Genomic DNA, 13,888 nt, shown 5'->3' on the forward strand with positions numbered 1-13,888 from the left:
CATATGGCCACCACACCAGCGATGGCCGCCACCGCCTTGCAACAAGAATTTCCCGAAATTGAATCGACCACGCGGTTCCTCGACTATGGTACGTATTTGGTTAGAACGGCCGAAGCCAAGGAAAGCGTCAAGGAATACCATGTGCTGTGGACCGACAGTACGGTCTTTAAAATTTTTTCGTTCCATGTGCTCGAAGGCAATGCCAACAACGCCTTGGCTGATCCCTACGGCGTGGCGATCAGCAAGCGCACGGCTGTGAAATATTTTGGCAATGCCAGCGCACTGGGAAAATCCCTTGTGCTCGACAACCGCATCCACACCCAGGTCACCGCTGTTTTTGAAGATCTCCCTGCGGCATCTCACTTCCATGCCGACATGCTCATCTCGTTGGCGGGCGATTGGCCCGCGGCGCGTGAGGCAAGGTTCAATGGATTTTCCAACAACAACTTCAATAGCTATGTTTTGCTTCGGCCTGAAGCCGATGCGCAAAGACTGGAAGCCAAACTACCTTCATTCGTGGAGAAGTACAATGGCCCATCCAAAGGCGGCGATTTTGCCCGGCTTGAACTGATGCCCCTGCTGGACATCCATTTGCATTCGCAGCTCCGAGGCGAGCTGGAAACAAATGGCGACATCATCTATGTCTATTTGTTTTTTACGGTGGCAGTATTTGTTCTCATCATCGCTTGCATCAATTTCATGAACCTGGCCACCGCGCAATCCACACAGCGTGCAAAAGAAGTCGGCATCCGGAAAGTGTTAGGGTCACAGCGCGGACACCTGGTCCGGCAATTTTTGCTGGAGTCTTTCATCATTACGGGAGTGGGTTTCGCAGCCGCCGTGGGCCTGGCGTATTTGCTGACGAGCATGTTCTCCAATATCCTTCAGAAACCACTGCAGCTTCCGCTAACGGAGCCGTGGTTCTACGCAGCGCTGTGCGTCGCCACATTCATCGTGAGCTTCCTGGCAGGGGCATATCCTTCTCTTTTCTTGTCGGCCTTTAAACCCGTGGATGTTTTGAAAGGACAAACCCCCTTGCGTTCCAGAGGTGTTTTGCGCAGCGGCCTGGTGGTGTTTCAATTTGTGGTTTCTATTTTTCTCATTGTAGGGGCCCTCACGGTAAACCAACAGGTGGCGTATATTCAGAACAAGAAACTCGGTTTCGAAAAGGATCACGTGTTGCTCGTGAAAGACGCCTACGCCCTTCGTCCCAATAGCGGCGCGTATAAAACAGAGGCGGCGAAGATCCCTGCCGTGCGCAGCACCACCGTGTCGGGATTTATTCCCGTTGAAGGTGGTTCGGACTTTCCCCGGCGCGATCGCTCATTTTGGAGAGAAGGGACTCAGCCCTCGTCGGATAACTTGGTCAACATCCAGCAATGGAGTGTGGATTTTGACTACATCACAACGCTAGGGCTAGAAGTAGTCGACGGGCGGGGCTTTTCAGAGGACTTCCCATCGGACTCCGTCGGTGTGGTCTTGAATAAAACTGCCGCCGATCACTTTGGCCTGGGTCCCGATCCCATTGGCAAGCGGATCGCTACATTTGGCGGCGGCCGTGTCCCCGATTTTGATCATCCGTTGTTCTATACCGTGGTCGGCGTCGTGGACGATTTTCATTTTTCTTCATTGAAAGAGAACATCGGGCCACTGGCACTTTTCCTGGGCAGGAGTGACGGGTTTGTCAGCATTCGGTTTGACGGCGATCCTCGGCGCGTCATTGAGGGATTGGAAGCCGCGTGGAAACGCATGGCGCCCGGTCAGCCTTTTCAATATTCCTTTCTCGACCAGGAATTCGGGCGGATGTATGCCGGCGAGCAGCGTCTGGCAAAATTGTTCGGCATCTTTGCTGCCTTTGCCGTCATCATTGCCTGCGTCGGATTGTTTGCCCTGACAGCCTACACGTCGCGACAGCGCACAAAAGAGATCGGTATCCGAAAGGTTTTGGGGGCTTCCGTGGCAAGCATTGTCTTTTTGTTGTCGGGTGAGTTTACAAAATTGATTGTTATTGCTTTTGTCATCGCCGTGCCGTTGGCTTGGGCTGGGGTGCAATGGTGGTTGGAGAGCTTTACATATAAGGCGGAAGTTGGACTCGTGGTGTATGCTGCGGCGGGGATCTTGGTTTTAGTGATTGCCTGGTTGACGACGTGGTATCATTCGTATCGCGCGGCTTCGGCTGATCCGGTGAAGTCTATTCGCACGGAGTAGGGTGGGCGTGATTTTTTTCGCTGAAGCTCGTGTCTTCGCTGAAGCAAGTCGGCGACTAAAGAAAGGCAATAACGGGCGTTAGCTAGTCGTATTTATTCTGCAATTGAGTGTTTCGATCTTTGGTTTCTGGCCGGAGCGGTCTTACCTTTAGGGCTCCTGAACGCAGAAAACCTGCATTTCCCGCAATTTTCGAAGAAAAACAGTCTAAACGCGGTCAATGTTTGTGTCTTATGCGCTACTAATTCGATAGAGTAAATAATAAAAATAGACTTTAGAACATGTTTTTGACCAACCAGAATACGATGGACAGCCACGTGAGAAGCGTCGTGAAGGGCGTGAGCTGGCGGATCGTGGGAACCATCGACACCATCATCCTGTCCTTTATCGTTACAGGAAACATCGGCAACGCGCTCAAAATCGGGTTCACGGAAGTGTTCACGAAGATATTTTTATACTATCTCCACGAACGGATCTGGAACACGACATCCTTTGGCCGGACCCGCGACAAAAAACCTTCGCACTTGCGCAGCTTGTTGAAAGGCGTTTCGTGGCGTGCAGTGGGTACGTTGGACACCATGTTCATCGCCTATTTTATTACCGGGGTTCCCCTCGACGCGCTTAAGATCGGCGGCTTTGAAGTATTTACGAAGGTGGCGTTCTTCTATATCCACGAACGCATCTGGAGTGGAATAAAGTGGGGACGTGGCGCGGTCATCGCCCAGCCCGAAGAAGTGGTGGCGGCCCAAGAGACCACGCTGCAATCCTGATTTTCGGTACAACGGAATACTACATAACGGAAGCGAGTCTGCACAAAAGCATGCATTCGCTTCCGTTATTTCTTTTTAGCCTTCATTTTCTCGGCATTACGTTTTGCGTTGAATTTTACAATCTTGCTGATCAGTGTTAAAGGCATGGGCTTATCCAACGGAAGCTGTAAAGAGCCTTTGCCGGTCACGTAAGGCGCCAGTGCCTCATCCCAACCCGGCACACCCATCGGCACGGGGTAGATTCCAATATGTTTTTGATACGCCGCAAAGTGGATGAGATTTCCGTCGAGCGTAAAGGTGGGCATCGCATATTTTATGGTCTCTTCTGCCCGTGGCGCGGCCTTGCGAATAGTGGTCCGGATGGTCTTCAGCATTTTTCGAATGTTCAAGGGAAAGTCCGCGATGTAGGCATCGATGCTTTCGGCGGGAGGGTTTGTCATGGTCTTTGCCATTGTCTGCAGGATTTTGATGATAGCACAATCTAGCGATACGAATGAAAACAACGGCTGTATGAAAACGACAATAAGCAGGGCCGAAAGCGGCAAAGTGATGGGCTTGGTTTCGGCTGATGCTGCGGGACAACTCCTACGATGGGCCAGACATTTGTAGTTTTCTGAACTGCAATGGCGAAGTGTTCTTGTATTTTTTAAACTGCCGGTAAAAAAAGGGAAGGCTTTCAAAACCAGTGCCGTATCCTACCTGTGCCACGGGTGTGGAGCCCTCCGCCAAAAGCCGCGCGGCCACCTGTACGCGGTATTCGTTCAGGTAGCTGAAAAAAGGCTTTCGCATGGCATTGCTAAAGAAGCGCGAGAACGATTGCTCCGTCATAGACACCTGCGAAGCCATTTCGGCAAGCGTGATGCGGCGCGTATAATTTTCGTGTACGTATTCCTGTACGCACTTCAACCGGTCGTGCACATCGTGCGAAAGTGTGAAGGTATGATCGGGTGTGGAAAGGAATGCGACCTTTTTTTGATGCGTCAATTCTTCCAACAAAGCGAGCAGCTGCAGGTAACGATTCACGCCCTTGCTGTCGATGATTTCCTGCAGCTTACTTTTTACGCGACGGGCAAAGACGTTATCGAATTTGATGCCGCGTTCTGCGCGTTTCAACAGCGACGCGATGGCCGCAAATTCTTTCAGGGGCTGTATGATCTCGTCGTTCCACTGGATCACCAGCGACCGTGCAACGGTTGTTTTGGTCTTGTCGCTTTTCCAATAGTGGGGCACGTTCGAACCGATGAGCACCAGGTCGTCTTCAGCAAACGGCGAGATGTGATTGCCCACATAGCGAATGCCTTTGCTCTTGACGATGTAGGTCAATTCATATTCGGGATGAAAATGAAACGGGGCGTCGAACACCGGTCCCTGGTAATCGAACGCGGTCACCGAGCTCTCTTCATGCGCCCTTACTTTTTCAAAGACGGCTTTCATTTATCCTGTATTTTGTATGAGATAATGAGTTTTATTCCACTGTGAACTACAAAATAGTGTATTTTTTTGTTAAAATAAAGGAAGAACTGAGCCCCGTTGTTTTTGCTACTTTGTCTCATCCCAAACCCGGAAGAACTATGGACATGTACAGCGACCTTTCAGAGCATCATTATTTGCTGGGTTCGATGTTTCCCGAAGCCAACACACGCGAACTTTGGGAGGCCTATAAATTGTCGGACGACCAACTTGCGTTTTTTGAAGAGAACGGATACCTGGCCAACATCAAATTGTTGGAACATGACCAGATAGATCAGCTCAACCGGGAGTTGGCCGAGATCATGGACCCCACGCATCCGTTGCATCATTTGTTTTACGAATTCCATTCCAACGAATCGGAGGATGCAAATTCCGTCTTGTTCCACTCCCTGGGGCACTGGCGCATCACACCGGGCTTTCATGATATTTTGTGGAATCCGCGGTTTGTGATTCCGGCGTCACAATTGTTGGGAAATCGCGCCGTACGTTTTTGGCACGATCAACTGTTTTGCAAACCTGCACACCACGGCGGCGTTGTGGCATGGCACCAAGACTATAGCTATTGGACACGCACCACACCGATGCAACACCTCACCTGTTGGGTGGCGTTGGATGATGCCTCGAGCGAAAATGGTTGCTTGCAATACGTTCCCAAAAGTCACCGCTGGGATTTGCTGGACAGAACCAGCCTGGCCGGCGACATGGAAGGACTGGAAAGATTTCTAACCGGAGAACAGAAAAAACAATTTGCCAACAAAGTGGCCATCGAAATGCCGCGAGGCTACGCCACGTTCCATCATCCGCTCATGGTGCACGGCTCCTATGAGAACCGCTCGCCCCGCTCGCGCCGTGCATTTGTATTGAATGTATTTGCCGACGGCACGGTGTCGAATACCGATGAGGCAGTCTTGACGGGCGTGCCGGCCATTGCCACGGGTAATAAAATGCAAGGACAATTTTTTCCGTTGCTCTTCGATCCGGCGACGATCCGATGATCGCAGTCCGCGCAACGTTCGGTTGACTCAGATTCCGTGGCGTGCTATCGCGACGAAATGTCCGGCTTGATATCGATCACCGGCGTGCCATCGAGCGCTTCCAGGGGATGTACTTTCAATTTGCCCGGTAACACTTCAATGACCTTCACGCGATGCAGGCCGACAGGATTAGGTCGGTCGGGAGAACGCGTCGTGAACACGCCAATTTCCGGCGCGGTGGTCTCCCGCCGCGGATAACATTTTAGAACACGGCGATCGGCAAGGTGGAACCAGGTGAGCAACACCAGGGGAGCTCCTACCCGGATGCCTTCAATACCTTCGGTGTACGCCGCATCGATTTCGATCACGGCCTCCGGTGCCCCTTCACTTTCCTGTAAAGGACAATCTTCCAAAGTCTTTAGCGATGAACGTATATAGCCAATGGGTTGTAATGCAAATTTTTCCATAGCACGGATAGTTTACTTCATGATCTTTTTCCAATACTCCTGCCGGAACACCAGCGGACTGACTTTATATACCTTTTTAAATTGCCGGTTGAAATTGGAGAGATTGTTGAACCCGCAGGCAAAACAAACTTCCGAGACACTCTTGTCCTGGCTGATCAGCAGTTTGGTGGCTTGCCCCAGGCGCACTTCGTTCAGAAAAGATGTAAAGGTTTTGCGTGTGCGCTGGCTAAAAAACCTGGAGAAAGAATTCACGGCCAGGTTGGTCAGCGAAGCCACTTCCTCCAGGCGGATCTCGCGGTGATAGTTGTTGAAAACAAAGTCGAACACTTCGTTCATGCGCGACGACTCCACAGCGTTCACGCCTTTCACCGGTTCGTTGGAGATGTAACGATAGTCGCGCGACTCCGAAAGTTCCTGCAGGACATCCAGCAGTTTGAGCATGCGGGGAAATCCTTTCAGCGAGCAGAGCTCGAACATTTTTTTGCGGATGCTCTCATTGGTCTTTCCCAAAATATCAAGGCCGCGAGTGCTGCGGGTGAGCAGGCTTTTAATTTTTCGGGATTCTGGTAGCGCAAGAAAGTCGGCGCCAAAGGAATGTTCGAGAAAGTGAACCACGATGGACTGCGCGCGGAGCTTGCTTTTAGAACGATAATACTCGGCCCCATTTTTATAGAGGTGCGGCAGATTGGGACCGATAAGCGCCAGGTCGTTTTCATGAAAGGTCCGGATGTTGTCTCCAATAAAGCGCTGCCCTGTGCTGGCGGTGACCAGCACCAGTTCGTATTCGGGATGAAAATGCCACGGGGTAGGGTAGTAGCGATAGTCGAAATACTTCACCACAAAGGATTCCTCCGATTTTATTGGCAATCTTTCGAGTACGGGTTGCATGATGATGTTTTGCTGGGTCTAAACTAACGGATATTTCGATGTTAAAAAAGTATCAGTTCTGTTCCGGATGCCGGGAAACACGTTAGCGATGCAGGCGGATGCATGGTGAAAAAAGGAAGGTACTACGGGGGAGGTGATTTTTTTTATGCGGCCCCCCTCGGAGACCTCGGGGCCGGGCTATCCGTTCCAAGTCCGCCCAACACACAAAGCCAACGCACTTCGGGCTTTCCACTGCTATCCCTGGCCGGCCCCGGAAATAAGCATTCGGCCTCTGCGGAGAAAAAATTATTTTATATTTAGTTCGCAATCTTTAAAATCACCTTCAAATAACCATCGAGGTATATAGTCACTTTCTACAGTAATAGAAATTCCGTTATCATAGGCATAGGAGCAAATCATAAGGAGTGGAAAGGAAACCCAACCCCAGAAATCAGCCGCTCTATCTTTCTTACTAAAATATTCTTTATGTTTATTCAAAGCTTTTTCAAGAAGATCATTAAAACCAAATGCATCTTTTTGAAGAACTGATTTACATAACATTATAACCGGAGTTCCCTGATTGTCAATCCAATTTCTTGATGGATTAGTTTTACTAAACTCTTTTTCTTTTAACTCATAAATCTCAATAGCTTTCTCTAAATACTTAGAATCTTCAAAAAGAACTTTATAAACTTCGACTTCGGCTATTCTTACATCGTCAAAAGAAACGTTTCCTTGTTTCATAAACCTGTTCTCAAGACCTGTTAAAAAATCAATAGCTTTTTTATCCCTTAAAATAATGGCTGTATAAAACACTGTCATCCATGTTCCGAAATCAATATAATCTCTAGTCTCCTTTCCAACCGTTTTGATTGTTGTCTTTCCTACTTGGATTTCTCTTTCTTTGTTTGGGTTAGAAGCCAACTTGAAATGATTCAACCCAAATTGAAGAGCGTAAAAAAAGCTCTGAAAAATTTCATCTTTATCGCAGTTTAAAACAATCGAGTATCCAATGTCATTTATTATGCTTGTATAAAAGGAAATTATGTCTCGCGATCTAAAATCTATTTTTAATGCCTCTACATAAGATGATAACCTTACTTTGAATTTTTCATGGTAAGTTTCTATCCTATCAATTTGAAACCCTATGTCGTGTCTATCCATTTTCAATTTGAAAATTCTTTAATAATTAAGCCACCTAATTCTCCTTTCGAATATTTCTCCAGAACAAGTTTATTGTTTTTGTATATAAGCAGACTGTGTCTGTTGGGATAAAAACCCGAATCAATGTCTTCAATGATTTGTTTAATTACTGCTCTATTCATTCCTACATCTTCCAATGTAGAAGTCGTAATGCCGTCATGTAGGTCATCGGGTCTTTTTGAATCACCCTGGGTTGTTTGTCCAAACCCACAATTGTAAATGAGGAAACTGAAAATCAGAAGAGCTAATCGTTTTTTTCATGTTATTTTATTAGTCTAATGGCTTGCCGCCAACTAGCGAATATATGCCATTAGTGGCATATACCGGTATTTTGCAGCGCGAAGTTGGGGGAGTTTAGCAGGAAAGGACAAAAACCATATTACATACACTGTGGTGACCGGAAACTGATCTACCCGCTTACTATAAGACCGTCTCTAAAATTGTTCAACAATAACTTTTGAGGATGCTGCTCCCAGCGAGATCAGTGTTTTTTGCAAAGCGAGCACCATGGGGTCAGGGCCGCAAAGATAAAAATAGGAAGAGAAGGTAGGCAACTTTTCTTTCAGGTAAACCGCATCGATCATGCGATGATCAAATGATTTTGTCTCTTCCTGCGTAAGCGTGTTGATAAAATTCTTGCCAAGCATTTGCGTGAACTCTTCGCGCAGGATGATATCCTTTTCGGTGTTGTTGGAAAAGATCAGCGTGTTGTTGCCCAGTTTCCCCTCTTTTTTCAATTGCCGGAAGATGGCGATAAACGGGGTTACCCCTGCACCACCTGCAATGAAAACACCTTCGCCATAGTAGTGGATGGCACCGAACACATCATGGATGATCAATTGATCGCCGGCTTTCAACTTGCCCAGGTGATTGGTGACGCCGTTGTGATCCGTATAGATCTTAATGGTGAATTCCAGGTGATCCCACTCCGTCAGCCCGGTGAAGGTGAAGGGTCTTTTCTCATCCTTCATTTCCGGCGTGTTGATGGAAATGTCGGCTGCTTGGCCGGGCACGAAGGTAAGGCCTTTAGGTCTTTCCAACGTGAATCGCCTGACGTTGTGCGTAACCGGTTCAACTTTCAATATGTTGACGATGGCAGGTTCCATAACGAAAGATAGTTATAAATAATAATTAAATATCTTGCATCGAACAATCTCGTGCATGCAAGAACTTACACTTTACACCCTCGCTGCCGGCAGTGTTTTTTTACTGGCCTTTCTGTCCGTCGCAAATCCAAAGGGAACAAACGACGCGGCAAATAAATGGCTGGGAGTTTTTCTGTTTTCGTTTGGTTGTGCGTTGCTGGAGCGGGCTTTGTTGTCGAGTCCACCGACTAGACCACCCGAGGCATTCATCGTGATGACGGAGCTGTCCAGGTTTGCCCTTGCACCGGCGTTGTACCTGAGCGTATTGAATTTTACATCACCGGGGCGAAAGTTCAAAAAGGCCGAGTATCTTCATTTTTTGCCGTTCCTTCTTTTCGCCTTGTGTTCGCTCATCACTTTCTTTTTGTCGCCGCACGCATCGCCGATACTCCCACCCGCCTTGGGAAAAATGCTGGGAGTGGTTGTGTTCCTGAGTGTGAAAATTCAGGTGGTGGTCTATTGGCTGTTGAGCTACGGCAAGCTCGTCCGGCACCAACGCAACATCCGGTTATTTGCCTCTGCAACGGGAAGTATTGACCTCCGCTGGTTGCAATATTTTCTCTGGGCGCTGGTGTTCATGATCTTTCTCTGGTTCAACGAGTTGTTCTTTGACATCACCATCATTAAAGACCTGGCCCCGTTCGGATACCTGGTGGCCGTTTATTTCCTCGGCTACTTTTCGCTCCGGCAGCAAGAAATATTCCGCTTTGAGAAACAAGAGGTGGAAGCGATTCGCGAAATATTGGAAGAAGACCCGGTCTTCACCACGAAAGCGCCCCGTCTTTCCGGCGAAGCGGTAGCGGCGTTGAAGGAGAAAATGAGATCGATCATGGAACACGATAAAGCGTTCCTGGACCAGGAATTGGATTTGCCGCAGTTGGCCCGACGCATGCACATTTCCTCACATGATCTTTCCTACCTGCTCAATGCCGGGTTTGGAGAAAGTTTTTTCCAGTTTGTCAACCGTTACCGTGTAGAGGAAGCAAAAACACTTTTACTTTCTCCCAAACATCGCCATCTCAACGTGCTGGGCGTCGCCTACGAGGCGGGGTTCAGTTCCAAAACCACCTTCAATACAACGTTCAAGAAGTTTACCGGCCAATCGCCCACCCAATTCCAACGGAACGCATTGGCGGAAGTCCGGTCTTCGCCGCCGGCACATCCCGGGAAGGCCGGATGAACACACACGGATAAAAGCAATTTTTGGTTAGATCCACGAAAAAAGGAATGGAAAGGGGTTCGGGTGGTTCCATCGGAACATCCCGGCGACCGGAGCTGCCTACTTTTAGCGCTCATCCTAAATCAAAAATCAAAATGAACGCCCGTTCCTTTCTTCAAAAATTTGTCGCCTGCTTTCTGGCCGGCCTGTCCGTTATGGCCGCCACGCTAAGAATCGGCCGAAGATTTATTTCTCCTTGGATTCCCCTTCCGGTCATCGCGGCCTTTGCGTTTATCTTTTTTGTATCTGCTATAGTTCTCGCCGTGGTATGGCATAGACGAGAGAAAGCCAAAGCTCCGGACGCATCTTCGCCCCTCTGGATGCAGTTGAATTTTTGGCAGGCCCTGCTTCGCTATGCCGTTGCGCTCGACCTCTCGATGTTCGGTTGGCAAAAGATCTTCCACCTTCAGATGGTGTCACCGTTGGGCTTGCTCGACCTGCCCTTCAGCAGCCTTTCCGGCGAGGACCTTACGTGGAGTTACTTCGGACATTCCTATCCCATGGTGGTGGCGATCGGTAGCCTGCAGATCCTGGGGTCGTTCCTGTTGCTTTTTAACCGCACGCGTCTGTTGGCGTTGTTCACTTTGTTGCCGGTACTGCTCAACATCGTGTTGATCGATTTCTTTTATGGGTTGGATTGGGGTGAACGGCTCTATGCTTCTGTCATTTTCGGGGAACTGCTCTATCTCCTGTTGTCGGAATATGACCGGCTGGTGGAATTCTTTTTTAAAGCGCAGACCGCCATGCCTTCCGTTGTCTTTAAAAACATGCACATCAAAAAAGGCATGCGTTTGTCGGTTATCGGTATTCCCCTCCTCCTTATTGCAGCCTATGAAAATCCGGATAAACATCCTTCGCTGACAGGCAAATACAACGTGACGAAACTGCAATTGAACCACGCAACGTTGAAGCCCGGCACTTGCCAGGACAGCGTATTGACTACGGTATATCTCGATGTCGGAAACGACGTGGTGTTTGAATTTAACAACCCGGAAAGACGCCTGATCGGTCACTACACCTACGCGGAACAAACCGGAAAGCTAGACGCTGCGTGGCATTATCCGCCAACGTTCCATACGCCGTTGCAGGCGATACTGACTTCACAAAACGATTCGGATCTAACCTTAACGGGAACGATGGGGGAGGACCAAATAATCATCGAAATGCACAAGATTCGAGGAAGATAAAGCATCAAAAAATGAACAGAAAACAACGACCAAGTTGAGAGTGATTTTTGCACGAGAGATGCCCGGTTAATGGCATCAATGCCCACCCTAAGCCTGATGGCGAGCCGCATTTATGGGAAAAACGAGTTCCATTTTGGGCTTTTGTTCGCGTGGATGCCAGGTCTTTAGGCTTTGGTTTTTACATGAAAGGCTGCAAATCCCCCTTTTCTGAGCGAATTTAAAGGGTTACCTTTACCCCAGAGTAAGGGTATATACCACGGTATACAATTTGATATCCCCCCGTTAGATTTAAGCGTTCCCTAACAACCCTTTCGTTTTATGAAAAACAAGATCTCTATCCTGTTGGCCTTCGGGTTAATTGTGCTAGGATGTACCAAAGATCCCGTGCAACCCGTTACCCCTAACACCGATCCCAGCAATCCAAACACTCCCGGAGACACCACCCGTACGAACCCGGGAGACACCACAAACACAAATCCTGTTACCGAAGACAAAGGCATACTAAAAGCCATGCCACGCGGTACCGACGATGCTCCTTACGGGTATTATGTCTATACCCCGGAAGCTTACACTACAGACACCTTGAAGTATCCACTGCTGATCTACTTGCACGGTTCCGATGAAACCGGCGATAGCCAGGGTTCCCCTACCGAATTGGAAAAAGTCCTGGGCGCCGGTCCCCCGAAAATGATCGACACCAAACACTGGGCACCGCTGCACCCTATGGTCGTGGTTGCGCCGCAGTGTCATGAAGGATGGTGGGATCGCGAACATGTGCGCACGTTCATCCGGTTCATCAGCACCACGTATCGCGTTGACACCACACGCATTTACCTCACCGGTATGAGTATGGGCGGCAACGCTACCATCGATCAATTGAATTCTTACGACAACAATCAGATTGCTGCAGCAGTGCCCATCGCAGCGGGTGGCGTGATGAACGATTTGTTTACGCAACGCATGGCCGCCGTGCCCTTGTGGTTCTTTCATGGCGAACAGGACGAAACGGTTCTTCCTGAGTACGTCATGGCCGTTGCACCCGCTATAAATGCCCTGTCGCCCACCGTCCGCGCCAAGCTGACTTTATACCCTGGGGTGGCCCATGAATGCGGGGAAATGACCTATACGGGCTCAGGCATGGGCAAAGAAGACCCTTCTTTCAGCGCCTTCAATATGGACGTCTTCACGTGGATGTATCAATACACCAAGCCAAGTCATTAGCATCCCGACAAGGACCGCCTGTTGAATTTGTGGTTTAGTATGGGGGCTTATAACACAGAGGTGCCGGTTGTTCCGGCACCTTTTTTATTGCTACCCGGCGGCACTCAACGGCCCAGCCCTGCGTTCAACGCGAAATTCTGGGCTCCATCCCAACCCAACGGCCAGGGCCGGTTTTAGCGGTATGCAATTTGATACCTTTGAGGTCGTTAAAAAGTTTGACCTCTCAACCTCAGTAAATCATGAAAAACACAATGGTAAACGTGCTGGCGGCGGCTTTGATTTTGCTGGGATGCTCGAAAGATCCTATTCAACAAATTTCGCCCGAACCGGAAACGTCCAACCCGGCGGACACGGCGACCAACAATAAACCCACACCCGATACGGGGGGTACGCACAAGGCCATGCTCTTGGGCTCGGATGCAGCGCCCTATGGATATTATGTCTACACGCCATCCAGTTATAAAAAAGACGGCCCTGCATTTCCGTTGCTCATTTTTCTTCACGGCGCAGGCGAAACAGGCAACAGCAAAACTTCGCCGGCCGAATTGGAGAAGGTGTTAGTGAACGGTCCGCCAAACATGATCAAAAATAAAACCTGGGCACCCACACATCCCATGATCGTGGTGTCGCCGCAGTGTCATGAAGGATGGTGGGACCGCGATCACGTACGGCAGTTTATTAAATTCATCAGCACCACATATCGCGTAGATCAAAAACGCATTTACCTCACGGGACTGAGCATGGGCGGGTATGGCACATTTGATCAGCTCAACTCTTATGATGACAATCAGATCGCAGCGGCCGTGCCCATCGCCGGCAGTGGCATCGTGAACGCTTTGTTCACACAACGAATTTCCAAAGTGCCGATCTGGGTCTTTCACGGAGAGGCCGACAAGATCGTGCCTCCGGATTTTTCAAAGGCCATCGTTCCCGCGATAAATGCCCTGAATCCCAAGGTCCGCGCAAAACTAACCCTGTACCCGGGTGTAGAACACAACAGTTGGAAAATGACCTATACAGGTTCGGGCATGGGCAAGGAAGATCCGGCCTATGATCCCTTCGCAATGGACATTTACGATTGGATGTACCAATACACAAAGCCCTAGCGTCGATTTTATTTGAAAGATTTAACGCTTTGAAATGATGGGGGCCAAAGTGCT

General features: G+C 49.1%; 13 protein-coding genes. 7 read left to right on the forward strand and 6 right to left on the reverse strand.

Translation table 11 applies throughout. The features are described from left to right. Positions 1-3 precede the first annotated feature (3 nt). Together D4L85_RS15250 and D4L85_RS15255 are read left to right on the forward strand one after the other, a co-directional pair. On the forward strand, positions 4-2,208 hold the full coding sequence (locus D4L85_RS15250) for an FtsX-like permease family protein (RefSeq protein WP_160143750.1): 2,205 nt from the start codon (positions 4-6) through the stop codon (positions 2,206-2,208). A 278-nt stretch (positions 2,209-2,486) separates the two neighbouring features. Then, the gene (locus D4L85_RS15255) at positions 2,487-2,975 is read left to right on the forward strand and encodes a DUF2061 domain-containing protein (protein ID WP_119755100.1); all 489 of its coding nucleotides are present in this window, start codon (positions 2,487-2,489) and stop codon (positions 2,973-2,975) included. Between the two features lie 65 nt (positions 2,976-3,040). On the opposite strand, the gene D4L85_RS15260 is transcribed toward D4L85_RS15255, so the two are convergent. Next, the gene (locus D4L85_RS15260) at positions 3,041-3,427 is read right to left on the reverse strand and encodes an iron chaperone (protein ID WP_228450911.1); all 387 of its coding nucleotides are present in this window, start codon (positions 3,425-3,427) and stop codon (positions 3,041-3,043) included. A 133-nt stretch (positions 3,428-3,560) separates the two neighbouring features. Then, on the reverse strand, positions 3,561-4,409 hold the full coding sequence (locus D4L85_RS15265) for an AraC family transcriptional regulator (protein ID WP_119755101.1): 849 nt from the start codon (positions 4,407-4,409) through the stop codon (positions 3,561-3,563). Between the two features lie 137 nt (positions 4,410-4,546). Between D4L85_RS15265 and D4L85_RS15270 the strand changes: the two genes are divergently transcribed. Next, positions 4,547-5,440 carry a phytanoyl-CoA dioxygenase family protein gene (locus D4L85_RS15270; RefSeq protein WP_119755102.1) on the forward strand — a complete coding sequence of 298 codons (894 nt, stop codon included), beginning with the start codon at positions 4,547-4,549 and terminating at the stop codon, positions 5,438-5,440. Between the two features lie 44 nt (positions 5,441-5,484). On the opposite strand, the gene tsaA is transcribed toward D4L85_RS15270, so the two are convergent. The 4 genes from tsaA to D4L85_RS15290 all read right to left on the reverse strand — a co-directional run bounded on the left by tsaA (position 5,485) and on the right by D4L85_RS15290 (position 9,062). Then, on the reverse strand, positions 5,485-5,886 hold the full coding sequence (gene tsaA / locus D4L85_RS15275; RefSeq protein WP_119755103.1) for a tRNA (N6-threonylcarbamoyladenosine(37)-N6)-methyltransferase TrmO: 402 nt from the start codon (positions 5,884-5,886) through the stop codon (positions 5,485-5,487). A gap of 12 nt (positions 5,887-5,898) precedes the next feature. Beyond that, a complete protein-coding gene (locus tag D4L85_RS15280) occupies positions 5,899-6,774 on the reverse strand; it encodes an AraC family transcriptional regulator (RefSeq protein WP_119755104.1) in 876 nt (291 codons plus the stop codon). Positions 6,775-7,059: 285 nt separating this feature from the next. Then, positions 7,060-7,917 carry an immunity 49 family protein gene (locus D4L85_RS15285; protein WP_119755105.1) on the reverse strand — a complete coding sequence of 286 codons (858 nt, stop codon included), beginning with the start codon at positions 7,915-7,917 and terminating at the stop codon, positions 7,060-7,062. A gap of 473 nt (positions 7,918-8,390) precedes the next feature. Next, positions 8,391-9,062 carry an FAD-binding oxidoreductase gene (locus D4L85_RS15290; protein WP_119755106.1) on the reverse strand — a complete coding sequence of 224 codons (672 nt, stop codon included), beginning with the start codon at positions 9,060-9,062 and terminating at the stop codon, positions 8,391-8,393. 55 nt (positions 9,063-9,117) lie between these two features. Between D4L85_RS15290 and D4L85_RS15295 the strand changes: the two genes are divergently transcribed. From D4L85_RS15295 to D4L85_RS15310, 4 genes are all read left to right on the forward strand, one after another. Beyond that, positions 9,118-10,281, forward strand: a complete 1,164-nt coding sequence (locus D4L85_RS15295) for a helix-turn-helix domain-containing protein (protein WP_119755107.1) — start codon at positions 9,118-9,120, stop codon at positions 10,279-10,281. 134 nt (positions 10,282-10,415) lie between these two features. After that, positions 10,416-11,507, forward strand: coding sequence for a hypothetical protein (locus tag D4L85_RS15300; protein ID WP_119755108.1), 1,092 nt, complete (start codon positions 10,416-10,418; stop codon positions 11,505-11,507). 318 nt (positions 11,508-11,825) lie between these two features. Then, positions 11,826-12,728, forward strand: coding sequence for a carboxylesterase family protein (locus D4L85_RS15305; protein ID WP_119755109.1), 903 nt, complete (start codon positions 11,826-11,828; stop codon positions 12,726-12,728). A 239-nt stretch (positions 12,729-12,967) separates the two neighbouring features. Beyond that, positions 12,968-13,834 (forward strand): dienelactone hydrolase family protein, encoded by an 867-nt coding sequence (locus tag D4L85_RS15310; RefSeq protein ID WP_119755110.1) that lies wholly within the window; start codon positions 12,968-12,970, stop codon positions 13,832-13,834. The last annotated feature ends 54 nt before the right edge of the window (positions 13,835-13,888 follow it).

This window comes from Chryseolinea soli, assembly GCF_003589925.1.
GTDB classification, from domain to species: domain Bacteria; phylum Bacteroidota; class Bacteroidia; order Cytophagales; family Cyclobacteriaceae; genus Chryseolinea; species Chryseolinea soli.

Coding starts and splice junctions, on each gene's coding strand:
- D4L85_RS15270 (WP_119755102.1), top strand. CDS start 4,547: ATGGACATGTACAGCGACCTTTCAGAGCATCATTATTTGCTGGGTTCG.
- D4L85_RS15260 (WP_228450911.1), bottom strand. CDS start 3,427: ATGGCAAAGACCATGACAAACCCTCCCGCCGAAAGCATCGATGCCTAC.
- D4L85_RS15265 (WP_119755101.1), bottom strand. CDS start 4,409: ATGAAAGCCGTCTTTGAAAAAGTAAGGGCGCATGAAGAGAGCTCGGTG.
- D4L85_RS15280 (WP_119755104.1), bottom strand. CDS start 6,774: ATGCAACCCGTACTCGAAAGATTGCCAATAAAATCGGAGGAATCCTTT.
- tsaA (WP_119755103.1), bottom strand. CDS start 5,886: ATGGAAAAATTTGCATTACAACCCATTGGCTATATACGTTCATCGCTA.
- D4L85_RS15305 (WP_119755109.1), top strand. CDS start 11,826: ATGAAAAACAAGATCTCTATCCTGTTGGCCTTCGGGTTAATTGTGCTA.
- D4L85_RS15310 (WP_119755110.1), top strand. CDS start 12,968: ATGAAAAACACAATGGTAAACGTGCTGGCGGCGGCTTTGATTTTGCTG.
- D4L85_RS15285 (WP_119755105.1), bottom strand. CDS start 7,917: ATGGATAGACACGACATAGGGTTTCAAATTGATAGGATAGAAACTTAC.
- D4L85_RS15250 (WP_160143750.1), top strand. CDS start 4: ATGGCCACCACACCAGCGATGGCCGCCACCGCCTTGCAACAAGAATTT.
- D4L85_RS15300 (WP_119755108.1), top strand. CDS start 10,416: ATGAACGCCCGTTCCTTTCTTCAAAAATTTGTCGCCTGCTTTCTGGCC.
- D4L85_RS15290 (WP_119755106.1), bottom strand. CDS start 9,062: ATGGAACCTGCCATCGTCAACATATTGAAAGTTGAACCGGTTACGCAC.
- D4L85_RS15295 (WP_119755107.1), top strand. CDS start 9,118: ATGCAAGAACTTACACTTTACACCCTCGCTGCCGGCAGTGTTTTTTTA.
- D4L85_RS15255 (WP_119755100.1), top strand. CDS start 2,487: ATGTTTTTGACCAACCAGAATACGATGGACAGCCACGTGAGAAGCGTC.